Annotated in this window: 23 protein-coding genes; 9 read left to right on the top strand and 14 right to left on the bottom strand. The window is 55.4% G+C overall.

What is annotated here, in order from left to right; translation table 11 throughout:
- Window positions 1-584 precede the first annotated feature (584 nt).
- Window positions 585-1,307 (top strand): ABC transporter ATP-binding protein, encoded by a 723-nt coding sequence (locus OGX89_RS19790; RefSeq protein ID WP_126956701.1) that lies wholly within the window; start codon window positions 585-587, stop codon window positions 1,305-1,307.
- Here OGX89_RS19790 and bioD read toward each other — a convergent pair.
- Genes bioD through bioB form a run of 4 tightly spaced genes read right to left on the bottom strand, consistent with a single transcriptional unit; the run spans window position 1,273 to window position 4,897 of the window.
- Entirely contained in the window at window positions 1,273-1,971 is a 699-nt protein-coding gene (gene bioD / locus OGX89_RS19785) for a dethiobiotin synthase (protein ID WP_047412497.1), read from the bottom strand. The genes OGX89_RS19790 and bioD overlap by 35 nt on opposite strands.
- On the bottom strand, window positions 1,964-2,719 hold the full coding sequence (bioC, locus tag OGX89_RS19780; protein ID WP_087051519.1) for a malonyl-ACP O-methyltransferase BioC: 756 nt from the start codon (window positions 2,717-2,719) through the stop codon (window positions 1,964-1,966). The genes bioD and bioC overlap by 8 nt, the downstream gene beginning before the upstream one ends.
- On the bottom strand, window positions 2,703-3,860 hold the full coding sequence (bioF, locus tag OGX89_RS19775; RefSeq protein ID WP_100194124.1) for an 8-amino-7-oxononanoate synthase: 1,158 nt from the start codon (window positions 3,858-3,860) through the stop codon (window positions 2,703-2,705). The genes bioC and bioF overlap by 17 nt, the downstream gene beginning before the upstream one ends.
- Complete coding sequence (gene bioB / locus OGX89_RS19770) at window positions 3,857-4,897, bottom strand: biotin synthase BioB (protein ID WP_087052991.1); 1,041 nt, start codon at window positions 4,895-4,897, stop codon at window positions 3,857-3,859. The genes bioF and bioB overlap by 4 nt, the downstream gene beginning before the upstream one ends.
- 76 nt (window positions 4,898-4,973) lie before the next feature.
- Between bioB and bioA the strand changes: the two genes are divergently transcribed.
- Window positions 4,974-6,263 carry an adenosylmethionine--8-amino-7-oxononanoate transaminase gene (gene bioA, locus OGX89_RS19765; protein WP_126956699.1) on the top strand — a complete coding sequence of 430 codons (1,290 nt, stop codon included), beginning with the start codon at window positions 4,974-4,976 and terminating at the stop codon, window positions 6,261-6,263.
- A 57-nt stretch (window positions 6,264-6,320) separates the two neighbouring features.
- Entirely contained in the window at window positions 6,321-6,797 is a 477-nt protein-coding gene (locus OGX89_RS19760; RefSeq protein WP_043015665.1) for a kinase inhibitor, read from the top strand.
- Window positions 6,798-6,892: 95 nt separating this feature from the next.
- Here the strand turns inward: OGX89_RS19760 and hutH are convergent, their stop codons facing one another.
- The 5 genes from hutH to hutI form a co-directional block, all read right to left on the bottom strand.
- Window positions 6,893-8,413 carry a histidine ammonia-lyase gene (gene hutH, locus OGX89_RS19755; RefSeq protein ID WP_126956697.1) on the bottom strand — a complete coding sequence of 507 codons (1,521 nt, stop codon included), beginning with the start codon at window positions 8,411-8,413 and terminating at the stop codon, window positions 6,893-6,895.
- A 1-nt stretch (window position 8,414) separates the two neighbouring features.
- Window positions 8,415-10,100 (bottom strand): urocanate hydratase, encoded by a 1,686-nt coding sequence (gene hutU, locus OGX89_RS19750; protein WP_043017869.1) that lies wholly within the window; start codon window positions 10,098-10,100, stop codon window positions 8,415-8,417.
- Between the two features lie 212 nt (window positions 10,101-10,312).
- The gene (locus tag OGX89_RS19745) at window positions 10,313-11,032 is read right to left on the bottom strand and encodes a histidine utilization repressor (protein ID WP_043015663.1); all 720 of its coding nucleotides are present in this window, start codon (window positions 11,030-11,032) and stop codon (window positions 10,313-10,315) included.
- A gap of 87 nt (window positions 11,033-11,119) precedes the next feature.
- Entirely contained in the window at window positions 11,120-12,061 is a 942-nt protein-coding gene (hutG, locus tag OGX89_RS19740; RefSeq protein WP_043015662.1) for a formimidoylglutamase, read from the bottom strand.
- A complete protein-coding gene (hutI, locus tag OGX89_RS19735) occupies window positions 12,058-13,281 on the bottom strand; it encodes an imidazolonepropionase (protein WP_126956695.1) in 1,224 nt (407 codons plus the stop codon). Before hutI ends, hutG begins: the two co-directional genes overlap by 4 nt.
- Before the next feature lie 223 nt (window positions 13,282-13,504).
- Here hutI and OGX89_RS19730 point away from each other — a divergent pair, with 223 nt between their 5' ends.
- Window positions 13,505-14,788: a putative acyl-CoA thioester hydrolase gene (locus OGX89_RS19730; protein WP_043015660.1), complete on the top strand. Its 1,284-nt coding sequence runs from the start codon at window positions 13,505-13,507 to the stop codon at window positions 14,786-14,788.
- 82 nt (window positions 14,789-14,870) lie between these two features.
- Here the strand turns inward: OGX89_RS19730 and pgl are convergent, their stop codons facing one another.
- On the bottom strand, window positions 14,871-15,866 hold the full coding sequence (gene pgl / locus OGX89_RS19725) for a 6-phosphogluconolactonase (protein ID WP_043015659.1): 996 nt from the start codon (window positions 15,864-15,866) through the stop codon (window positions 14,871-14,873).
- A 165-nt stretch (window positions 15,867-16,031) separates the two neighbouring features.
- Here pgl and OGX89_RS19720 point away from each other — a divergent pair, with 165 nt between their 5' ends.
- The gene (locus OGX89_RS19720; RefSeq protein WP_043015658.1) at window positions 16,032-16,850 is read left to right on the top strand and encodes a pyridoxal phosphatase; all 819 of its coding nucleotides are present in this window, start codon (window positions 16,032-16,034) and stop codon (window positions 16,848-16,850) included.
- On the opposite strand, the gene modC is transcribed toward OGX89_RS19720, so the two are convergent.
- From modC to OGX89_RS19700, 4 genes are all read right to left on the bottom strand, one after another.
- Window positions 16,851-17,909 (bottom strand): molybdenum ABC transporter ATP-binding protein ModC, encoded by a 1,059-nt coding sequence (gene modC / locus OGX89_RS19715; RefSeq protein ID WP_126956693.1) that lies wholly within the window; start codon window positions 17,907-17,909, stop codon window positions 16,851-16,853.
- A 2-nt stretch (window positions 17,910-17,911) separates the two neighbouring features.
- On the bottom strand, window positions 17,912-18,601 hold the full coding sequence (modB, locus tag OGX89_RS19710; protein WP_032942750.1) for a molybdate ABC transporter permease subunit: 690 nt from the start codon (window positions 18,599-18,601) through the stop codon (window positions 17,912-17,914).
- Window positions 18,601-19,374 carry a molybdate ABC transporter substrate-binding protein gene (modA, locus tag OGX89_RS19705; protein ID WP_003831470.1) on the bottom strand — a complete coding sequence of 258 codons (774 nt, stop codon included), beginning with the start codon at window positions 19,372-19,374 and terminating at the stop codon, window positions 18,601-18,603. The genes modB and modA overlap by 1 nt, the downstream gene beginning before the upstream one ends.
- A gap of 184 nt (window positions 19,375-19,558) precedes the next feature.
- Entirely contained in the window at window positions 19,559-19,708 is a 150-nt protein-coding gene (locus OGX89_RS19700; protein ID WP_003023026.1) for an AcrZ family multidrug efflux pump-associated protein, read from the bottom strand.
- A 129-nt stretch (window positions 19,709-19,837) separates the two neighbouring features.
- On the opposite strand from OGX89_RS19700, the gene modE reads away from it, so the two are divergent.
- The 4 genes from modE to galT all read left to right on the top strand — a co-directional run bounded on the left by modE (window position 19,838) and on the right by galT (window position 24,456).
- A complete protein-coding gene (gene modE / locus OGX89_RS19695; protein WP_003831465.1) occupies window positions 19,838-20,626 on the top strand; it encodes a molybdenum-dependent transcriptional regulator in 789 nt (262 codons plus the stop codon).
- 67 nt (window positions 20,627-20,693) lie between these two features.
- Window positions 20,694-22,166, top strand: coding sequence for a molybdate ABC transporter ATP-binding protein ModF (gene modF / locus OGX89_RS19690; protein ID WP_126956689.1), 1,473 nt, complete (start codon window positions 20,694-20,696; stop codon window positions 22,164-22,166).
- Window positions 22,167-22,383: 217 nt separating this feature from the next.
- Window positions 22,384-23,400: a UDP-glucose 4-epimerase GalE gene (gene galE / locus OGX89_RS19685; RefSeq protein WP_003831462.1), complete on the top strand. Its 1,017-nt coding sequence runs from the start codon at window positions 22,384-22,386 to the stop codon at window positions 23,398-23,400.
- A gap of 9 nt (window positions 23,401-23,409) precedes the next feature.
- Entirely contained in the window at window positions 23,410-24,456 is a 1,047-nt protein-coding gene (gene galT / locus OGX89_RS19680) for a galactose-1-phosphate uridylyltransferase (protein WP_126956687.1), read from the top strand.
- Window positions 24,457-24,459 lie beyond the last annotated feature (3 nt).

The following is a 24,459-nucleotide window of genomic DNA, read 5'->3' as shown; positions in this document are numbered from 1 at the left end:
TGTTATCCCCAAACCAATGACTTTTTTAACATTTGTCAAGCTACCCGATGAAAGTTTTGTGGCAACACATGACACTTCTGCGACAGCCATTGCATTTATCTAACACACTGTAATTTAATGATTATTATCTCAAGCCGTCTTTCGCATCAATTTAGTCGCAGGCCGCGTCTTCTCTCGCTTACCTTGTGTTTTCTAACTCTAATACACAAGGTTATCCACAGGAATAGTGGATAACTGCCTCCAGCCCGTATGGACTGTAGCCTGGCAAAAACGTCCTGATGGTCTTTTCTGGTGGGATAAAAAAAAATTATCGCTATTTTTTGATATTTATCAGCTAACGAAGCGACCTGGAATGGCCGAGATCTTGCTCGCATTTTCATCATTTTCCTGCCTGCACCATCACAATGCCACCAGGCACTGACAATGTGCACACTGCGGCGCTCATCCACAACAAGCCAGATACCGCAACCCGCTCAATACACTATTCTGCTGTATTTTCCCCTCATTCCGCTTCTGGCAAGAGATTTGCAGTTTTCTCCCGACCATCAGCCCGCGAGGCGGATATCATCATGAGGGAGAAATCTATGTTGAGTCTTCGTGCAGTGAATCACTATTACGGTAATCAACACTCGCTTTGGGATGTCGATCTCGACCTGTTGCCCGGTAAATGTACCGCCGTGCTGGGTCTTCCAGGGATGGGAAAAACCACGCTGGCCAATTGCATCACAGGCAATTTACCGATTAAGAGCGGAACCATGTTCTGGCATCAGGCTGGCGCACCACCTTGCGATCTGCTTCAGATTCCGGCGGCAAAGCGCATTGCGCTGGGTATTAACTGTGTATCACAGGAACGGCGAATTTTTTCGCAGCTGACGGTAGAGGAAAATCTGCACATTGCGCGCCAGGCGGTTGAGAAAAGCGAAACGATGAACAGCAGCGATATTTACCGCCTGTTTCCACAGCTGTTTGTACTGCGTCAGGCCAAAGGGGTGGCATTGTCGGAGGAAAATCAGCACCAGCTTGCACTCGCCAGTGCGTTAGTCACTCGCCCGCGCCTGCTGATTCTCGATGAGCCGACGCGAGGAAGTGGCCAGGCGTATATCCACAAACTGGGGAATCTGATAGTGAGGCTAAGCCAGGAGCTTGGCATCGCCATTATGCTCGCGGAGCAGAGCCTGCCGTTTATTCGTCGGGTCGCTGACTGCTATTGCTTGTTATACCGGGGGCGCAACGTGGCTCAGGGGGAAATAACACCGTTCGGCGACCCGTTAATCAATGACTGGGGGACGCCAGAGATAAAACGCTAAGATCGATATAACGCCCTGTCGATGCCTGCTCCGGCTCTTCTGCCAGCCAGGGAATTTCCCCCAGCATTGGAGCCGCAAGTACACGTCTGAGCGTTGCCATATATTCAGCATGACGCTTGCCGGGTGGCGTCACATCATTGGCAACCCATCCGGCAAGTTTCAGCCCGGCCTGCTGCACCGCCTGGGCGGTCAGCATAGCGTGGTTGATGCACCCGAGCTTAACGCCAACCACCAGAATCACCGGCAGTTGCTCTGCTGTTACCCAGTCAGCAAAACTCAGCGTTGGCGAAAGCGGCGTAAACCACCCGCCAGCGCCCTCCACCAGCACCCACTCAGCCTGCTCTTCCAGCGCGCGTAAACCTGCAGACATCACTGAGGCCTGAATCGGGCGGCCTTCGTCAGCGCTGATGATATGCGGTGAGGTAGGTTCTGCGAAGGTATAGGGGTTGATAGCCGCATAATCCACTGGCACAACGCTGTTGCGCTGTAATGCCAGGGCATCGCTATTACGCAGACCTTCAGTCGTCATTTCACTGCCTGACGCCACGGGTTTATAACCAACGGTTCGTAACCCCAGCTGTCCCGCCGCCTGAAGCAGCGCACAGCTGGCGATAGTTTTACCCACCTCAGTATCCGTCCCGGTGACAAAATAGGTGTTAGTCACGTTGAATCACTCCCAAAAATAGTTGATAAGTCAGCGGATATTTCCCCTGCTGACAGGGCCAGGCTAGCTGTAGCTGACGCAACTGCGAACGGGTAAGCACGCGCTGCTCGCGTCCATCATGCAAATGCGTCGCGCCGATGCCTTTTAGCGAGCGCATGGCGCTCAGCGCATCATCAAACCACAGCGTGACGGCATGAGACTGGTATTCCGCATCCCAGCCATGCAGCGCGTTTTCCAGTTGTTCCACGGGCAAAAAACGGTTGGCATGCTCCCGATCGTCAACCGCCTGCCAGGCCTGACGAAGCTCCGGCATTGAACCCTGCGCCAGAGTACTAAACGCCACCACCCCGCAAGGGCGCACCACCCGGTAAAGCTCGCTTAATGCGCCTCGAAAGTCGCTGCACCACTGTACGGCCAGATTGCTCCAGGCCAGGTCGAAAGTACCGGCGGCCTGCGGAATGGCTTCGATATCCGCCAGCAGATAGCGGTGGGCGACATCATGACGCTGCGCTTGCGTCAGCATTTGCGCCGACAGATCCAGCGCGCAGACCTCGCTCCCCTGCTCCCGCCAGTAACGACTCATACGGCCTGGCCCACAGCCCGCATCCAGTACCTGAGAGAACACCCGACCATCGAGTCGCGCCAGTAACGCATCGGCGCTCTGACGCTGAAGCTCAGCGTGTTGCTCATAGTGCGTGGCCGCACGACCAAACGCCGCGGCAATCGCCTGCTTATTGACCTGCGCCATGCAGCACCTCCAGTAAGTTGTCGATATCCTGGGCTTCATGCGCCTGAGTCAGCGTAAGCCGCAGCCTGGCCGTACCCGCCGGCACCGTCGGTGGACGAATCGCCGTCACCCAGCATCCCTGTTGCCGTAACGTCTGTGCCAGTTGCAAGGCCTTATGGTTATCGCCAACGATCAGCGGCTGAATAGCGCTGTCTGAATGCGCCAACGTTAAGTCCGGCGTATTAATCCCAGCACGAAAACGCTGGATCAGCATCGCCAGCTTTTCTCTGCGCTCATCGCCTTCGCGGCTGCGGATCACCGCCAGCGCGGCGCGCAAGGCCTGAGCCTGTGCCGGGGGCATACTGGTGCTGTAGATCAGATGCCGGGCAAACTGCAGCAGATAATCGGCTACGCTATCGGAACACAGGATTGCTGCGCCGCTAACGCCAAACCCTTTGCCAAACGTCACCACTAACAGCTCAGGTTTTACCTGCTGTCGAGAGCAGGAGCCGCGCCCTTCCTCGCCGCACACGCCGATCCCGTGTGCGTCATCCACCAGCAGCCACGCGTTATGCCGTTTCGCCACCGCGTGAATTTCAGCCAGCGGCGCGCTGTCGCCGTCCATGCTGAACACGCCTTCAGTCACCACGAGCTGCTGCCCCGGACAGGGAGTAGTCAGCAGACGCTCCAGATGTTGCGAGTCGTTATGGGTAAAGCGACGTAACACGGCGGGGCTAAGGCTGGCAGCTTCCAGCAGCGAAGCATGGCTGAGCCGGTCTGCAACAATCCGATCCTCTTTTCCCATCAATGCGGCAATGACCGCCTGATTAGCGGCAAAACCGGAGATAAACAGCAGCGCCCGGGAGTAGCCGAGCCACTGCGCCAGCTCTTCTTCCAGTGCCTGATGAGCAACGGAATAACCGCTGACATGGCCCGAGCCGCCGCTACCGACGCCAAAACGCTCAGCACCCTGCTGCCACGCGCAGATAATCTGCGGATGGTGGCTCAAGCCAAGGTAGTCGTTGCTGGAGAAATTCAGATACTGGCGACCATCAGCCTGCAGCCAGCGACCGGCGCCCTGCGTCACCGCATAGCGCTGACGCCACGCATCAGCACGACGACGCGCCGTTAGCGCATCGTCTATTTTTTGCTGCCAGGTCATACGGTTGCCGCGTTGTAGTAATCGTCAGTATCCGGAGTACGCAGCGCCTGCTCCAGGCGTTGCTGCTGTTCGTTATCGCCCGCCAGTACCGCCGTTTGCTGCGGATTAAGGCCCAGCTTGCGAAACAACAGTAAATCTTTGTCTTCGTTCGGATTGGGTGTAGTAAGCAGTTTGCAGCCGTAGAAAATCGAGTTGGCCCCGGCCATAAAGCACATTGCCTGGGTTTGTTCGTTCATTTGCTCGCGCCCGGCAGAAAGACGCACGTACGAGGTCGGCATCATGATGCGCGCCACGGCAATAGTACGAATGAAATCAAAGGCATCTACGTCGTCATTATCGGCGAGCGGCGTGCCCTTCACTTTTACCAGCATATTGATCGGCACGCTTTCCGGCGGCGTCGGCAGATTAGCTAATTGCAGCAGTAAACCCGCGCGATCGGTCACCGTTTCCCCCAGCCCCACAATTCCGCCGGAACAGACTTTAATGCCCGCCTCACGCACTTTATCCAGCGTATCCAGGCGCTCCTGGTACGAACGAGTGGTGATAATATTGCCGTAGAATTCCGGCGAGGTGTCGAGGTTGTGGTTGTAGTAGTCCAGACCCGCATTGGCCAGGCGCTGGGCCTGAGTTTCGTCCAGCGTGCCCAGCGTCATACAGGCTTCCAGCCCCAACTCTTTCACGCCCTGAACCATCTGTTCCAGGTAAGGCATATCGCGTTCGTGAGGGTTCTTCCACGCCGCGCCCATGCAAAACCGCGTTGAACCGGCCTGTTTCGCCTTACGCGCCGAGTCCAGTACCTGTTCAACCTCCATCAAACGCTCCGTTTCCAGACCGGTTTTATAGCGGGAACTTTGCGGGCAGTATTTGCAGTCCTCCGGGCAGGCGCCGGTCTTAATCGACAGCAGCGTACTGACCTGAACCTGCTGCGGATCGAAGTGCTGACGATGAACCTGCTGCGCTTCAAATAGCAGATCCAGCAGCGGTTTTTGAAATAATTCGGTGACTTGCGACATTGTCCAGCGAGAAGAATGAGCCATATTGGTATACGTTTCGTTGTTAGTTTGGTGTAGACTCGTAAACCTAAATCTTTTTAATTTGGTTTACAAGTCGATTATGACAACGGACGATCTTGCGTTTGACCAACGCCATATCTGGCACCCTTACACCTCCATGACCTCCCCGCTGCCGGTTTATCCGGTGGCGCGTGCCGAAGGCTGTGAATTGATTTTAGCCAGCGGTGAGAAGCTGATTGACGGCATGTCGTCCTGGTGGGCGGCTATCCACGGTTACAATCACCCACAGCTGAACGCCGCGATGAAAACGCAGATTGATGCCATGTCGCATGTGATGTTTGGCGGCATTACCCATGCCCCGGCCATTGCGCTGTGCCGTCAGTTGGTGGCGATGACGCCAGAGGCGCTGGAGTGTGTTTTTCTCGCGGATTCAGGGTCGGTCGCCGTAGAAGTCGCAATGAAAATGGCGCTGCAATACTGGCAGGCTAAAGGCGAATCCCGTCAGCGTTTCCTGACGTTTCGTAACGGCTACCATGGCGATACCTTCGGCGCGATGTCGGTCTGCGATCCCGACAACTCGATGCACAGTCTGTGGAAGGGATATCTGCCGGAAAACCTGTTTGCACCCGCCCCGCAAAGCCGCATGGGCGGCGAGTGGGACGAACTGGATATGGTGCCTTTTGCCCGCCTGATGGCCGCGCATCGCCACGAGATTGCGGCGGTGATCCTTGAGCCAATCGTACAGGGCGCTGGCGGTATGCGGATGTATCATCCCGAATGGTTAAAGCGCATCCGTAAAATGTGCGACCGTGAAGGGATCCTGCTGATTGCCGATGAAATCGCCACCGGATTTGGCCGTACAGGTAAGCTGTTTGCCTGCGAGCACGCCGACATCACTCCGGACATTTTGTGCCTGGGTAAAGCGTTAACCGGTGGGACAATGACTCTTTCAGCAACCCTGACCACGCGTCAGGTCGCAGAAACCATCAGCAACGGCGAAGCGGGCTGCTTCATGCACGGCCCAACCTTTATGGGCAATCCGCTGGCCTGCGCCGTCGCCTCCGCCAGCCTGTCGTTACTCGAAACCGGCGAGTGGCGCTCGCAGGTCGCGGCCATTGAAGCGCAGCTGCGGGCAGAACTTGCCCCGGCGGCGGATTCCAGTTGGGTAGCGGACGTACGCGTACTCGGCGCCATCGGCGTCATCGAAACCACCCATCCGGTGAATATGGCGGCGTTACAGAAGTTCTTTGTCGAACAGGGCGTCTGGGTACGACCATTTGGTAAACTGATTTATCTGATGCCGCCGTACATTATCAAGCCCGATCAGTTGCGTCGCCTGACCCTGGCCGTGAACGAGGCTGTGCGCAGTGCAACATTTTTTAGCGATTAATCAGCGGTAAGCTCCACGGTTTCTGGCTACACTTTTTGGCTAACGAGAGGAGTCAGCATGAAACTAATCAGTAACGATCTGCGCGATGGCGATAAGCTTGGACATCGCCACGTCTTTAACGGCATGGGGTATGACGGGGATAATATTTCCCCACATCTGGCGTGGGATGACGTGCCCGCAGGAACCAAAAGCTTTGTCGTGACCTGCTTTGATCCTGATGCGCCAACTGGCTCCGGCTGGTGGCATTGGGTGGTGGTAAATCTGCCGGCTGATACCCGCGTACTGACGCAAGGATTCGGCTCCGGGCTGGTTGCAGTGCCGGATGGCGTGATTCAGACCCGTACGGATTTTGGTAAAGCCGGTTATGGTGGAGCAGCCCCGCCGAAGGGGGAAACCCATCGCTATATCTTCACGGTTCACGCGCTGGATGTGGAGCGTATTGATGTCGATGAAGACGCCAGCGGCGCGATGGTCGGATTTAACGTTCACTTCCATTCGCTCGCCAGCGCCTCGATTACGGCGATGTTTAGCTAAGCTTTGTTGTGCCGGATGTCGGCTTCGCCTCATCCGGCCTACAAAGCAGACAGTAGGCCTGATAAGATGCGTCAGCGTCGCCATCAGGCAATTTTCTACAGAAATTCAGGCAACAATTTCAACAACTTTCCTTGCGCTAACAGTTCGGTCGCGCACTCAATATCCGGGGCGAAAAAGCGGTCCTGGGTATAGTGGGCAACTTGTTCACGTAATGCCTGACGCGCCTGCTCCAGCAGCGGACTTGAGGTTAACCCTTCGCGCAGGTCGATCCCCTGGCACGCCGCCAGCCACTCCACGGCAATCACGCCGCGCGTATTCGCCGCCATCTCCCACAATCTGCGACCCGCCGCAGGCGCCATAGATACGTGATCTTCCTGGTTGGCGGAGGTCGGCAAGCTGTCCACGCTGTGCGGATGCGCCAGCGCTTTGTTCTCGCTCGCCAGCGCGGCGGCGGTTACCTGAGCAATCATAAAGCCGGAGTTAACCCCACCGTTTTTCACCAGGAACGGCGGCAACTGCGACATATGTTTGTCCATCATCAGCGCAATGCGCCGCTCTGATAACGCGCCGATTTCCGCAATCGCCAGCGCCAGGTTATCTGCCGCCATCGCCACCGGTTCGGCATGGAAGTTGCCGCCTGAAATCACATCGCCCTCTTCGGCAAACACCAGCGGGTTGTCGGAAACCGCGTTAGCTTCCACCAGCAGGACATCCAATACCTGGCGCATTTGCGTCAGACACGCCCCCATCACCTGCGGCTGACAGCGCAGAGAATACGGATCCTGCACTTTTTCACAGTTATGATGCGACTGGGAAAGCGCGCTGGTGTCGGTCAACACATGGCGATAAAGTGCAGCGGCATCAATCTGCCCACGCTGTCCTCGCGCCGCATGAATGCGGGCGTCAAACGGACGACGGGAGCCCAGCACGGCTTCTGTGGTCAGCGCCCCGCACACCGTCGCAGACGCAAACAGTTCCTGAGCTTCAATTAACCCGCGCAGTGCAAAGGCGGTGGAAGCCTGAGTGCCGTTGAGCAGCGCCAGTCCCTCTTTCGCCTCCAGCGTGATCGGCTCCAGTCCGGCCTTTTTCAGCGCGTCGGTCGCCGGGAGCCATTCTCCCTGCCAGCGCGCTTTCCCTTCGCCCAGCAGCGTCAGAGACATATGTGCCAGAGGCGCCAGGTCGCCCGATGCGCCCACCGACCCTTTCGCCGGGATCAGTGGATACACCTCGGCATTCACCAGCGCAATCAGCGCTTCAATCACGCTCAAACGAATGCCGGAAAAACCGCGCGCCAGGCTGTTGATTTTCAGCACCATAATCAGGCGAACCATTGCGTCATCCAGCGCTTCGCCAACGCCTGCCGCATGGGAAAGCACCAGCGAACGCTGTAAATTCTGCAAATCTTCCGTGGCGATACGGGTCTGGGCCAGCAGACCAAACCCGGTATTAATGCCATACGCCGTACGGCCTTCAGCGACAATATTATTGACGCAGGCGACGCTGGTGTTGATTGCATCAATCGCCCCGGCATCCAGACTCAGTTTGACCGGCTGCTGCCAGATTTCACGTAGCTGGGTAAAACTCAGATGGCCCGGCGTGAGTGTCATGGTGTTCATATCAGCGTTTCTCCTGCGTCGCGGCAACCATCGGCAAATTCAGCCCTTCTTCAACGGCGCACTCCACCGCAATGTCATACCCGGCATCAGCGTGACGCATCACCCCGGTTGCCGGATCGTTATGTAATACCCGGGCGATGCGCGCCGCGGCTTCATCGGTGCCATCGCAAACAATCACCATCCCGGCATGCTGGGAGAAGCCCATGCCAACCCCGCCGCCGTGATGAAGCGACACCCAGGTCGCGCCGCTGGCGGTGTTAAGCAGCGCGTTCAGCAGCGGCCAGTCGGATACGGCGTCTGAACCGTCGCGCATAGCTTCGGTTTCGCGGTTTGGGCTGGCAACAGAGCCGGAGTCCAGATGATCGCGACCAATAACAATCGGCGCAGATACTTCACCACTGCGCACCATTTCATTAAACGCCAGCCCCAGTTTCTGACGCCACTCCAGGCCGACCCAGCAGATACGCGCCGGTAAGCCCTGGAAGTTAATCCGCTCACGCGCCATATCCAGCCAGTGATGAAGATGCTTATCATCAGCCACGATCTCTTTCACTTTGGCATCTGTCTTATAAATATCCTGCGGATCGCCGGACAGCGCCACCCAACGGAATGGCCCTATGCCGCGACAGAACAGGGGGCGAATATAAGCAGGTACGAAGCCGGGGAAATCAAAGGCGTTTTCCACGCCCATCTCTTTGGCCATCTGGCGAATGTTGTTGCCGTAATCAAACGTCGGCACGCCCATTTTGCTGAAAGCCAGCATCGCCTCGACGTGCGTTGCCATTGAACGTTTCGCCGCCTGTACCGTGCCCTGAGGATCGGACACCGCTTTCGCCTGGTATTCTTCCCAGCTCCAGCCGGACGGCAGATAACCATGCAGCGGATCATGGGCGCTGGTCTGGTCGGTGACCATATCCGGTCGCACACCGCGTTTCACCATTTCCGGTACAACGTCGGCGGCGTTAGCGCATAGCGCGATAGAGACCGCTTTACCCTCACGGGTATACTTGTCGATACGCGCCAGCGCGTCGTCAAGCGATGTCGCCTGCTCGTCCACGTAGCGGGTACGCAGACGGAAATCGATTCGGCTTTGCTGGCATTCAATGTTCAGCGAACAAGCGCCTGCCAGCGTAGCGGCTAACGGCTGCGCCCCGCCCATCCCGCCCAGCCCGGCGGTCAGTACCCAGCGTCCGCTCAGGTTCCCCTGATAATGCTGACGCCCGGCCTCAACGAAGGTTTCATAAGTCCCCTGCACGATGCCCTGGCTGCCGATGTAGATCCAGCTTCCGGCGGTCATCTGGCCGTACATCGCCAGCCCTTTGGCGTCCAGTTCGTTGAAGTGTTCCCAGGTAGCCCAATGCGGCACCAGGTTGGAGTTAGCAATCAGCACGCGCGGCGCATTGTCATGAGTTTTGAACACGCCAACCGGTTTACCGGACTGGACCAGCAGGGTCTCATCGGTCTCCAGTTTGGTCAGCGCGTTGACGATGGCGTCATAGCACTCCCAGTCCCGCGCCGCACGACCGATCCCGCCGTAAACCACCAACTCATGGGGATTTTCCGCCACGTCGGGATCGAGATTGTTCATTAACATGCGCAATGGCGCTTCGGTCAGCCAGCTTTTGGCCGTTAAGGCAGTGCCACGTGGGGCACGAATATCCTGCTGACGATATTTGCTATGGGACATGACAGAAAACTCCTCAGGCTGAATGTAGGCCGGATCAGGCGTGTACGCCGCCATCCGGCACAGCGCCTGATGGCGACGCTAACGCGTCTTATCAGGCCTACGATTAACGGTCACATTAGCTAAAAGTATATACTTGTCTATACAATTAAACGCAAGATCGCAGTTAACAACTGAGCTACATTTTTGCCATACTGCGGCAGCAATCACGATTTTCAGGACATGAAGCGCCCTTGCAGACGATAGCGGGAACCCGGGAACAGCAAACGGGCATGAGATACAATGGATGACGCAGACCAGGTTTTACGACGGATTAGCAGGCAGGGATCGTGTTCTTTGATATTCAGCAGTACACATTCTTCGGCGCTGGCACGCACCGCTTCAACAATATGTTCACCTTCCGTTAAAGGGGCTATCAGCGACAGGTAAGCGTGCGGCGTGGTCTGGCTGTAATCCTGCGCCAGATACTCCGGCACAATTTCGGCATTCACGCAGCGATCCTCAATCTGCACCGGCAAATCGTTCTCGAAGTGCACCATGACAGAGTGAAAAATGGAGGTGCCTTCTTTGACGTTTAACACCAAAGCCTGCTGCGCGTTTGCCTGGGTTCTTTCCAGCGTCAGCACTTCGCACCGGTGCTGATGCTGACGGGCGTTGATTTCATCCGCGATGCTGCGGATTTCAAACAGCGCGGACTGGCCTTTTGGTTCGGCGACAAACGTCCCCACGCCCTGTAAACGCACCAGTAGACCTTCATCCGTTAACTCACGCAGCGCACGGTTGATGGTCATGCGGCTGAAACCATACTGCGCCACCAGCTCAGCCTCAGACGGAATGCGATCGTGAGGTTGCCAGATACCACTGGCAATTTTTTCGCTGATCTCCTGTTTGACCTTTTCGTAAAAAGGAGCCGGAGCAGAACGGGATGGGAGCATGCGTGAGCCTTCCTTAAGCTGAGAATGTGAGTGGGTACAGTTTACAGGCATTACCCGAACCTGATAAGCGCAACGCCATCAGGTATGTCAGTGCCACCAGTGCGCGATTTGCCAGCCTAATCGCGCCGCAACCCGCGCCGCCCTGCCATCATCGTCAAAGCGTGGATTAAATTCAACCATATCCACCGCCTGTAGTTTACCGCTACGGCACAGGGGCTCAATCAGTCTCAGCAGCGTCGCCAACGGTACGCCAAGCGCGGCGGGGGCCGACACGCCGGGCATTTCCCACACTGGCATCACGTCGAGGTCGATAGTCAGATAGACGACATCCAGGTTGGCGGCAAACTGCGCCAGCTGAGCCTGCGCCGTATCACAATGCAGATCCTCCACTACGGTCACACCGAGTCGCTGGGCTTCATCCCATAGCGCCTGGGTATTTGCCGCCCGGCTGACGCCGATACAGGCATAGTGAAATTCACGCTGCTGTTCGTCGCACAGTTGCGCCAGTTGGCGAAACGGCGTACCGGACGTGGCCTGCCCGGCATGGCGCAAATCGAGATGCGCATCGAAGTTGACTATCCCCACTTTCGCCTGCGGGAACGCATCCAGTACGCCAGCGCCGTGCGCAAAGGCGGTTTCGTGTCCTCCACCCAGAACGAAGGTACGCATGTTCTCCTGCTGACAGCGCTGTACCGCATTGCGTAACGCCTGCTGCGCGCCCTCAAGATCGGGAGCCTGCGCCACAATATTTCCCAGATCCACCAGCCGATGATGCCCATCGTGGCTGGCTAAATTTGCCAGCGCCTTGCGCAGTACATCGGGCGCACCGGCGGCTCCCGTGCGCCCCTGATTACGTTTCACGCCTTCGTCACAGGCAAAACCAAGCAGTGCTATCTGCTCTCGATACATTTCCGGGCTAAACGTCGGGCTCAGGGTGATAGTCTGAAACAGGCGCAGCGCATTCGGCGATTCGGCGCGGTCATCACGTCCCTGCCACAGCGCAGGTGAAGCAGGTTGCCAGTTAGTCATGCTATTTGTCCTTTGAATATGCGTTGGTAGAGCGGGTTGCGTCCGGGTTCATACAAGATCTCGACCGGGAGAGTTGCGTCCCACACCACAAAATCGGCCACAAACCCGGCCTTCAATTGACCGTGGGTGGCATGACGCCCCAGTGCCCGAGCCGCATGACGGGTTACGCCCGCCCATGCTTCTTCCGGCGTTAGGCCAAACTGAACACAGGCCATATTCATCGCCCAGTGCAGGCTGATAAACGGACTGGTACCGGGGTTAAAATCTGTCGCTACCGCCATCGGTACCTGATATTGTCGCAGCAACGCTACCGGTGGGCGCTGCTGCTCTTTGAGGAAATAGAACGCGCCGGGCAGCAGCACGCCGACCGTACCGCTTTGGCTCATCGCCGCCACGCCCGCTTCATCGAGGTATTCAATATGATCGGCGGATAGCCCGTGGTAGCGGCTTACTAATTGCGCACCACCAAGCAATGACAGTTGTTCGACATGACCTTTAATCGGGATGCCCAGCGCCTGCGCAGCCTGAAACACCCGCTCACTCTGCGCCAACGAAAAACCAACGCTTTCACAGAACAGGTCGACGGTCTCGAAAAGCCCTTGTTCCCACAACTGCGGCAAAATGGTCTCGCAAACCAGCGTAATATAGCCGTCAGGGTCATCACGGTATTCCGCTGGAGTCGCATGCGCAGCCAACAGCGTCGGGCTGATTTCAACGATATTCTCTGCCGCCAGCGTCGCCGCCACGCGCAATATTTTCTCTTCTGTCTGTAAATCCAGGCCGTAACCCGATTTTATTTCCAGCAGCGTAACGCCTTCTTTGATCAACTGTTCCATCCGCTGATGGGCTACGTGTAAGAGTTGTTCATCCGTGGCGCTGCGGGTCGCCGACACGGTGGCATTAATCCCCCCGCCCTCGGCGCTTATCTGCTGGTAGGAGACACCGTTTAGCCGTTGCTCCCATTCACCTGCGCGGTTTCCGCCAAAAACCAGATGCGTATGGCAGTCAATCAGGCCAGGCGTAATCAATCTGCCCTGCATATCAAAGGTATTATCATGAGTCAGATATAACGATGACTCCGGGACGATATCGCGAATCTTACCCTGGCGGACGATCAGCGCATGGCCATCCACCAGCCCATACGGGGTGCCTCGTTCAGGATCCATAGTCGCCAGACGAACATTGCGCCAGATAACATCATCAGGGAAGAATTGCTGCATTCGACTCACCACTTGTCATAGGTTGTATAGACATTTATTTTTGATTATAGGGATGTTGTCAACCTGAAGGACCGTAATTGTTATGTATTTGTGATATAAGGACTCTCCGCGCCGGGCTTTGTGGTGATAAAAACAACTTTTTACCTTTTAACCTTCCCGTTTCGCTCAACTTAGTATAAAAAAGCAGGCTTCAATGGATAACTTTCAAAGCCCGGAGCAACCTGTGAACATATCATCAGTTTCCCGTCTGGCGCTGGCTATGGCTTTTGGCGTGACGCTGACCGCCTGTAGCTCTACGCCGCCCGATCAAATTCCTTCCGATCAGACCGCGCCAGGCACCTCTTCGCGCCCGATCCTGTCGGCCAATGAAGCGAAAAACTTCGTTGCTGCGCACTATTTTTCCGCACTGACGCCAAACACCGCGCCGTGGAGCCCTTCTGCTATTTCTTTGCCTGCGCAGCCTGACTTCGTCGTTGGCCCGGCAGGCACTCAGGGCGTCACCCATACCAGCATTCAGGCTGCGGTTGATGCGGCAATCATCAAACGTACTAACAAACGTCAGTACATCGCGATTATGCCGGGCGAGTATCAGGGTACGGTATACATTCCGGCAGCAACGGGTAGCCTGACGCTGTACGGTATGGGCGAAAAACCGCTGGATGTAAAAATCGGCCAGGCCATTGACGGTGACATGAGCACCGCAGACTGGCGTCGTACGGTGAACCCGGGCGGTAAATACATGCCGGGTAAACCTGCGTGGTATATGTTTGATAATTGCCAGAACAAACGTGGCGCAAATATTGGCGTAATGTGTTCCGCCGTCGTCTGGTCGCAAAATAACGGTCTGCAATTGCAAAACCTGACCATCGAGAACAACCTCGGTGACAGCGTTGATGCGGGCAACCACCCGGCCGTTGCGCTGCGTACCGATGGCGATAAAGTGCAGATTAACAAGGTTAACATCCTGGGCCGCCAGAATACCTTCTTCGTGACCAACAGCGGCGTGCAAAACCGTCTGGAAAACGATCGTCAGCCGCGTACGCTGGTTACCAACAGCTACATTGAAGGCGATGTGGATATTGTGTCCGGTCGCGGTGCAGTGGTGTTCGATAACACCGAATTCCGTGTAGTGAATTCCCGTACCCAGCAGGAAGCCTATGTGTTCGCACCGGCTACCCTGTCAAACATCTACTACGGTTTCCTGGCTATCAATAGCCGCTTCACGGCAAGTGGTGATGGCGTGGCGCAACTGGGCCGTTCGCTGGATGTCGATTCCAACACTAACGGTCAGGTCGTGATTCGTGACAGCGTAATTAACGAAGGCTTTAACATGGCAAAACCATGGGCTGACAGCGTTATCGCAAAACACCCGTTTGCCGGAAATACGGGTGCAGAAGATGATAAAGGTGAAATCCAGCGTAACCTGAACGACACCAATTTCAACCGCATGTGGGAATACAACAACCGCGGTATCGGTAGTAAAGTGGTTGCTGAACCTAAGAAGTAAACGTCATTCTCTTATGTAAACCCGGCAGAATCATGCTCTGCCGGGCAGTATGCCGGATGCTCATCCGGCATTCGACGCAGAATTAATACGCGTTAACCACGACCCACATTGGGCCCTGACCTACTGCATAACGTCCTTTCTCTGTCAGCAGCCCTTGCTCGCCTGCAATCTCGTACACCGCGATATGGTGCGATTTTTGCCCGGCGGCAATCAGGTATTTACCACTGTGGTCGACATTAAAACCGCGCGGCTGAGTTTCGGTAGGCTGGAAACCCTCTTTGGTCAGCACGCTGCCATCTTCAGACACGCTAAAGACCGTAATCAGGCTGGCGGTGCGATCGCAGGCATACAGATGACGCCCATCCGGCGTGATGTGAATATCTGCGGCCCAACGGGTATCAGCGAAATCAGCAGGCATCATATCCAGCGTCTGCACGCACTCGATCTTACCGTACGGATCTTTCAGCTCCCAGACGTCAACGGAGCTGTTCAGTTCATTCACACAGTAGGCATATTGTTTATTCGGATGGAACGCCATATGACGTGGGCCCGCACCTTCAACGGTGTTTACTTCAGCCGGTTCCTGCGCGACCAGATGACCATCATCGCTTACCTCAAACAGGCAGATACGATCCTGCTTCAACGCAGGAACCCACAGAATACGGTTATCCGGAGAGATGTTGGCCGAGTGACAGCCATCCAGACCTTCAACCACGTCAACCAGTTCCACCGGCAGACCATCTTCCAGACGCGTGACGCTCACGCTGCCAGCGTTATAAGAGCCAACGAACACGAAACGTCCCTGATGATCGGTAGAAATATGCGTCGGGCTGCCCGGCAGCGCAGACTCCGCCGCGAAAGTCAGCGCACCGTCATCAGGCGCAATACGGTAAGCCAACACGCGAAACTCCGGGCGCACACCTACATACAGGTAGCGCTTATCCGGGCTGACGACCATCGGCTGTACCTGACCCGGCACATCAACCACCTGCGTCAGCGTCAGAGAACCATCGTGATTCAGGCTCCAGACGTGGATTTGCTGACTTTCAGGGCTGGCGGTATAAACGGTTTGCTTCATGAATACTCCTTTGCTTTTTGGCAGGTGGCTGCAATTGCCTGACACACGCCTAAGGTAGACGCTTTTAACGGTGAATGCTTAATTAAGGCTCAGAATTTTGTCCGGCTCCCGTCTCGGTGTACCATTCCAGCAGACGAAATTCTCAACCTTAATCTGGAAAAAACTATGACCGCACGCGTGATTGCCCTGGATTTAGACGGTACCCTGTTGACCCCGAAAAAAACCTTGCTGCCATCCTCTCTGGAAGCGCTCTCGCGCGCCAGAGAAGCAGGCTACCAACTTATCATTGTCACAGGTCGCCATCACGTTGCTATTCATCCTTTTTATCAGGCACTGGCGCTGGATACACCTGCAATTTGCTGTAACGGTACCTACTTGTATGATTATCAGGCAAAAAAGGTACTGGATTCCGATCCTCTTCCGGTAGACCAGGCATTACAGCTGATCGAAATGCTGGATGAACATCAGATCCACGGGCTGATGTATGTCGATGAGGCCATGCTGTATGAGCGCCCGACCGGGCATGTAGTACGTACCGCTAACTGGGCGCAAACTCTGCCGCCGGAACAGCGCCCAACCTTCACCCAGGTGCCTTCGCTGGCACAGGCCGCACATGACGTTAACGCCGTCTGGAAATTTGCGCTGACCGACGAAGATATTCCGAAACTGCAGCAGTTTGGTCAGTACGTCGAGCAACAGTTGGGGCTGGAGTGTGAATGGTCCTGGCACGATCAGGTCGACATTGCCCGTAAAGGCAACAGCAAAGGACGACGCCTTACCCAATGGATTGAAGCACAGGGCGGATCAATGGAAAACGTGATTGCCTTTGGTGATAACTTCAACGATATCAGCATGCTGGAAGCCGCAGGCACTGGCGTGGCGATGGGCAATGCGGATGACGCGGTCAAAGCCCGCGCCAACATCGTGATTGGTGACAACACCACCGACAGCATCGCGAAATTTATTTACTCGCACCTGCTGTAATCAGGCGGTAATCGACACGCTCTTAATTTGCGCGTACAGCCACAGGCCAGGTTTGATACCCAGGTCATCCCTGGCCCATGGGCTAATCCTCGCCCACAGCGTCCTGCCGCCCACTTCAAGCTGAACTTCCACCTGGCCGTTATCGTCATAGCACTGCGCGACTTTCGCCCGGAGAACGTTACGAATACTGGTCTGCTGCGGCGGTTGGAGCACCAGTGAAACATCAGATGCCTGAATACGAATACGCAGCGCGGTTTGCAGCGGTTGATCCAGCTTATTGACCCACAAATGCTGATCGCCAAGCGCCAACGCGGTCATCGCGTAGTGTGGATGATGTTCCAGCACGCTGACTTTCAGAATACTGCTTTGCTGTTCCTTAGGCAGCCAGGGGTGCATCACGCTGCTGCCCCAGACATCTTCCAGCGAACCAAACGCTTTGACCTGCCCGTTTTCCAGTACCATCACTTTGTCCGCCAGGTGCAAGATTTCATCGAGCGAGTGGCTGACGTACAGCATCGGAATATTGATTTCTCGCGCCAGGCGTTGCAGATAAGGCAGCAGTTCGCGCTTACGCGGAATATCCAGCGAGGCTAACGGCTCATCAAGCAGCAACAGTTCCGGCGCGGTAAGCAACGCCCGGCCGATCGCGACGCGCTGCTTTTCGCCACCAGAAAGACCGCCGGGCAGACGGTCAAGCAGCGGCTCAATGCCCAACAGCGCCACCAGCTTGTCAAACTGTCCGGCCATGCTTTTCGCCATTCCATAACGCAGGTTACCGCGTACTTTATAATGCGGGAACAGGCGCGCATCCTGGAAAACATAGCCCACCCGGCGTTTTTCAGGCGTTAAACAGACACCGTTCTCGACGTCGTTTAAGACCCGACCGTTGAGCACGATACGCCCGGACTGCGGCTGGGTCAGACCGCTGATGGCGTTAATCAGTGAGGTTTTTCCCGCGCCGGAAACACCGAAAATAGCGGTGATCCCGCTGGCTGGCAGCGTTTCGTTGAGCGTCAGGCAATGCGTTCCCAGCGTCTGAGAGAAATTAAGTTCCAGCATGGTTATCGCCCCGTCCGTTCACGGCTAATACGCGCCAGCCATTCAGAGATCAGCAGTGAAATCAGCGCTAACACAATAGAAATAATACATAACCTTGCCGCCGCGCTTTCGCCGCCGGGGGTCTGGATCAAGGTATACATCGCCGAAGGGATAGTGCGGGTTTCGCCAGGAATATTGGAGACAAAGGTAATTGTTGCGCCGAATTCCCCGAGGGAACGCGCAAACGCCAGCACCGTACCGACAATAATGCCGGGTAGCATCAGCGGTAGCGTAATGGTCATAAATACGCGCCAGCGTCCGGCTCCCAGCGTGCGGGCCGCCTGCTCCAGTTTGACGTCAACACCTTCCAACGCCAGACGAATAGCCCTTACCATCAGAGGGAAGGACATCACCGCTGCGGCCAGCACCGCACCGCGCCAGCTAAAGGCAAAGGTGATGCCAAACCAGTCGTACAGCCATTCGCCAATGAATCCGCGCCGCCCCATAGCAATCAACAGCAGATAGCCCACCACCACCGGCGGCAGAACCAGCGGCAAATGCAGAACGCTGTCGAGCAGTGCTTTGCCCGGGAACTTGCATCGCACAAGCAGCCAGGCAAAGAAGATCCCAAACGGCAGGCTAAACAAGACGGCCAGGGAAGAAACTTTCAGGCTCAGTATGACGGCCTGCCATTCAGGATCGGTCAGTATCATTACTTGGTCGTAAATCCATAACGTTTAAAGATTTCAGCAGCCTGCGGTCCTTTCAGGTAATCATAGAACGCGCTAACCGTTGCGTTTTTGTGCCCATCAACAATCGCGATAGGGTATTCCACTTTTTTGTGCGAATCTTCCGGGAAAGTCGCAACGACTTTTACGCCCTTGCTGGCGACGGCATCGGAACCATAGACGATACCCAGCGGCGCTTCGTTACGCTCTACCAGTGCCAGCGCACCGCGCACGTCTTCAGCAGGAGCCAGTTTCGGGGCCAGGGTATCCCATGCACCCAGTTTTTGCAGCGCTTCTTTGGCATAAATGCCCGCCGGAACATGTTCTGGATCGCCAACAGCCAGGCGTCCACCGTTCAACAGACTGGTCCAGTTGGTTTTGCTGTCAATGGTGAAGTCTTTCTGCGCGCTGGCTTTCGGCGCAACCACCACCAGACTGTTACCCAGCAGCGTTTCACGCGATGCGGTATCAATCGACTTCTTGTCTACCGCGTAGTCCATCCATTTCTGATCGGCAGAAATAAACAGATCGGCCGGAGCGCCTGCTTCAATCTGACGCGCCAGCGTGGAAGAAGAAGCAAAAGAGGAGACAACATCAACGTTCTTCTCTTTTTTATATTGCGTTGCAATGTCCTGCATCGCGTTGGTCAGCGAAGCAGCTGCAAAAACGGTAATCTTTCCTTCATCCGCCAGCGCATGTCCGGCAACGGTAAGAGAAAGTGTTGCCCCTGCAAACAAGCGTAACCATGTACGTGCCATCTGTAACTCCTTTGCGTTTCGTTATGTAGGCGCAAATATAGCGAGTAAATCAGGATTTTCCCAGTGGTTATTGATACCAATTAGAGGTTACACAAAGAAAATATCGGCAGGGAAAGCAAGATCTTGAGAAAACGAGTTGGCAGGCAAAAAATATAAACGCCCGACTGAGCGGGCGTTTGGGGAATCAATGATTCTGTCTGGACTGGTCTTTCTGACCGATACCGGAGAAAATGTTAAACACTTCACCCAGTCCGTAAATCAGACCCAGAATGATGGCCATTACCACAGGTACCATGATTACGGCGAATACCAGACTTTTCAATAACTCTAACATGGTCAACTCCAGATATAGTCCTTAGTTGTATTCTAACCACATAACACAGAAAAGCACTCCCCTTTTGTGCGGTTGGCTTTGCGCGCGCGCGGTTTTCCGTCACAATACCCCTTTTGCCAGGAGCTTGTGATGCAGGCCGAAATCCTTCTTACGCTGAAACTTCAGCAAAAACTGTTTGCCGATCCCCGTCGCATTTCTCTGCTTAAACACATTGCGCTTTCCGGCTCCATCAGTCAGGGCGCAAAGGATGCAGGTATCAGTTATAAAAGCGCCTGGGATGCGATTAACGAAATGAACCAGCTCAGTGAGCAAACGCTGGTTGAGCGCGCCACTGGCGGCAAAGGCGGCGGCGGCGCGGTGTTAACGCGCTATGGCCAACGCTTAATCCAGCTGTATGATTTATTAGCGCAAATCCAACAGAAAGCCTTCGATGTTTTGAGCGATGACGATGCCCTGCCACTCAATAGCCTGCTGGCGGCGATCTCTCGCTTTTCGCTGCAAACCAGCGCCCGTAACCAGTGGTTTGGCACCATTACCGCCCGCGACCACGATCAGGTTCAACAGCATGTCGACGTCCTGCTGGCGGATGGCGAAACGCGCCTGAAAGTGGCAATCACTGCGCAAAGCGGCGAGCGTCTCGGGCTTGAAGAAGGCAAAGAAGTCCTGATTCTGTTGAAAGCGCCGTGGGTGGGAATCACTCAGGACGACGCCATTGCCCAGGCCGCCGATAACCAGTTGCAGGGTACAATTAGCCATATCGAACGCGGAGCTGAGCAGTGTGAAGTGTTGATGACCTTGCCAGACGGCCAGACGCTGTGCGCGACGTTGCCGATAGAGCAGACCCACACATTAACGGAAGGCGCTAACGTCACAGCATATTTTAATGCGGACAGAGTGATTATCGCCACACTGTGCTGAGTTAATTGACATCAGCCTGAAGAACACGTATCCCTGTTATTCATCGCTGCAAATAATGGGATACAAAATGTCATCATTGCAAATTTCGCAAGGCACGTTTCGTCTTAGCGACACAAAAACGCTCCAGTTAGATGCGTTGACGTTAAACGCGGGTGATAGCTGGGCGTTTGTTGGCTCTAACGGCAGTGGGAAATCTGCGCTGGCCCGCGCGCTGGCGGGCGAGTTGCCGCTCCTGAAAGGCGAACGCCGCTGCCAGTTCACACGTATTACCCGACTCTCCTTTGAGCAGCTCCAAAAGCTGGTCAGCGACGAGTGGCAGCGAAACAACACCGATCTTCTTAGTCCCGGTGAAGACGACACCGGGCGCACCACCGCAGAAATCATTCAGGATGAGGTTCACGACCCCGCCCGCTGCGCTACGCTGGCGCAGCAGTTTGGCATTTCTGCCCTGCTCAACAGGCGTTTCAAATACCTTTCCACCGGTGAAACCCGCAAAACTCTGCTCTGCCAGGCATTAATGTCCACGCCAGATTTGCTGATCCTTGATGAACCCTTTGACGGGCTGGACGTCGCGTCCCGCCGCCAGTTAGCAGATTTGCTCGCTGAGTTGCACCAGGCCGGTTTAACGCTGGTGCTGGTGCTAAACCGCTTTGATGAAATTCCCGAGTTCGTGCAGTTTGCCGGCGTGCTTGCCGATTGCACGCTGACGGAAACCGGCGCAAAAACAGACCTTCTGCAACAGGCATTAATCGCTCAGCTTGCCCATAGCGAACGGCTGGAAGGCATCCAGTTACCCGAACCGGATGAGCCTTCGGTGCGCCACACGTTGTCAGATAACGAGCCGCGCATTGTGCTTAACGACGGCACCGTCTCGTATAACGATCGCCCTATCCTGCATCATCTGAGTTGGCGGGTAAATCCGGGGGAACACTGGCAAATCATCGGTCCCAACGGTGCGGGGAAATCAACCCTGCTCAGTTTAATCACCGGCGATCATCCCCAGGGATATAGCAACGACCTGACCCTGTTTGGCCGCCGCCGGGGCAGCGGTGAAACTATCTGGGATATCAAAAAACACATTGGCTATGTCAGCAGCAGCCTGCATCTGGATTACCGGGTAAGTACAACAGTTCGCAACGTTATTCTCTCCGGTTATTTCGATTCAATCGGCATTTATCAGGCCGTCTCCGACAGGCAGAACAAGCTGGTACAACAGTGGCTGGATATTCTGGGCATCGATAAACGTACCGCGGATGCGCCATTTCATAGTCTTTCCTGGGGGCAGCAGCGGCTGGCATTGATTGTTCGTGCACTGGTGAAACATCCTACGTTGCTGATCCTTGATGAACCGTTGCAAGGATTAGATCCGCTCAACCGTCAACTGATCCGTCGGTTTGTGGATGTCCTGATCGGTGAAGGTGAAACTCAGCTTTTGTTTGTCTCTCATCACGCCGAAGATGCCCCGGGCTGCATTACCCATCGGCTAGAGTTTGTACCCGAGGGTGATATCTACGCCTATCGACAAACCTCTCTGCGTTAATTTTCATGTCAGGGCGTTTATCACGCCCTTTTTTCTGCTTTTTTTTCAGACAAGTGCTGAAATAACAACCTAACATAATGATTTATAATAAAGTAACTGGCAGCATCGAGTGAAAACACCGGAGTGTAAACGATTCCACTAATTTATTCCGTGTCACACTTTTCGCATCTTTGTTATGCTATGGTTATTGCATACCATAGGCTTAACGGAGCGAATTATGAGAGTATTGGTTACAGGTGGTAGCGGTTACATTGGAAGCCACACTTGCGTGCAGTTGCTGAAAAACGGTCACGAAGTGGTGATCCTGGACAATCTCTGCAACAGCAAGCGCAGCGTACTGCCCGTCATTGAGCGTTTAGGCGGCAAGCATCCGACCTTCGTGGAAGGAGACATCCGTAACGAAGCGCTGATAACCGAAATTCTGCACGATCATGCCATTGATACGGTCATCCATTTTGCCGGTTTAAAAGCCGTTGGAGAATCCGTTGCCAAGCCGCTGGAGTACTATGACAACAACGTCAACGGCACTCTGCGTCTGGTGAATGCAATGCGCGCTGCTAACGTGAAAAACTTCATTTTCAGCTCCTCCGCGACCGTCTATGGCGATCAGCCGCAAATTCCTTACGTTGAAAGCTTCCCCACCGGCACGCCGCAGAGTCCGTACGGCAAAAGCAAGCTGATGGTGGAACAGATCCTGACCGATCTGCAAAAAGCGCAGCCCGACTGGAGTATTGCCCTGCTGCGCTACTTTAACCCGGTTGGTGCTCATCCATCGGGAGATATGGGGGAAGATCCGCAAGGTATTCCAAACAACCTGATGCCTTACATCGCGCAGGTAGCCGTTGGCCGCCGCGAGTCTCTTGCCATATTTGGCAATGACTACCCTACTGAAGATGGCACCGGTGTACGCGACTATATCCACGTGATGGATCTCGCCGACGGCCACGTTGCCGCCATGGAAAAACTGGCGGGCAAACAGGGCGTACATATTTACAACCTCGGTGCAGGCATCGGCAGCAGCGTGCTGGACGTGGTCAACGCCTTCAGCAAAGCCTGTGGTAAACCGGTGAATTACCATTTCGCGCCGCGCCGTGATGGCGATCTTCCTGCCTACTGGGCTGATGCCAGCAAAGCCGATCGCGAGCTCAACTGGCGCGTGACCCGCACACTGGATGAAATGGCACAAGATACCTGGCACTGGCAGTCACGACACCCGCAGGGATATTCGGATTAAGGACCAATCATGACGCAATTCAATCCTGTCGATCATCCACATCGCCGTTTTAACCCGCTCACCGGGCAGTGGATCCTCGTCTCACCGCATCGCGCCAAACGCCCGTGGCAAGGGGCGCAGGAAACTCCGTCTAAGCAGGTACTGCCTGCACATGACCCGGACTGCTTCCTGTGCGCTGGCAATACGCGAGTTACCGGCGACAAAAACCCGGATTACACCGGGACCTATGTCTTTACCAATGACTTTGCGGCGCTGATGTCCGATACCCCGGACGCACCGGACAGTCACGATCCGTTGATGCGCTGCCAGAGCGCACGCGGTACCAGCCGTGTGATTTGCTTCTCACCCGATCACAGCAAAACGTTGCCGGAACTCAGCGTCCCTGCACTGACAGAAATCGTAAAAACGTGGCAGGAACAGACCGAAGACTTAGGGAAAACCTACCCTTGGGTGCAGGTATTTGAGAATAAAGGCGCAGCGATGGGGTGCTCGAACCCGCACCCACACGGACAAATTTGGGCCAACAGCTTTTTGCCTAACGAAGCCGAACGTGAAGATCGCCTGCAGAAAGCGTACTTCGCCGAACAAGGCGCGCCGATGCTCGTTGATTACGTCCAGCGAGAACTGGCGGATGGCAGCCGTACGGTCGTTGAAACCGAGCACTGGCTGGCGGTTGTACCTTACTGGGCCGCGTGGCCGTTCGAAACGCTGCTGCTGCCGAAAGCGCATGTGCTGCGTATTACCGATTTGACCGACGAACAGCGTGCTGACCTGGCGCTGGCGTTGAAAAAACTGACCAGTCGTTATGACAACCTGTTCCAGTGCTCATTCCCCTATTCCATGGGCTGGCACGGCGCACCGTTCAACGGTGAAGAAAACCATCACTGGCAGTTGCATGCACACTTTTATCCGCCGCTGCTGCGTTCCGCGACCGTGCGTAAATTTATGGTCGGATACGAAATGCTGGCAGAAACCCAGCGCGACCTGACGGCCGAACAAGCAGCTGAACGACTGCGTGCGGTCAGCGACATCCATTTTCGCGAATCCGGAGTTTAAATA

It is taken from the genome of Citrobacter sp. Cpo103 (assembly GCF_030332605.1).
In the GTDB taxonomy this organism is placed as follows: domain Bacteria; phylum Pseudomonadota; class Gammaproteobacteria; order Enterobacterales; family Enterobacteriaceae; genus Citrobacter; species Citrobacter portucalensis.
Note: the sequence above shows the minus strand (reverse complement) of the source record. Positions and strands in the feature narration are given on the sequence as shown.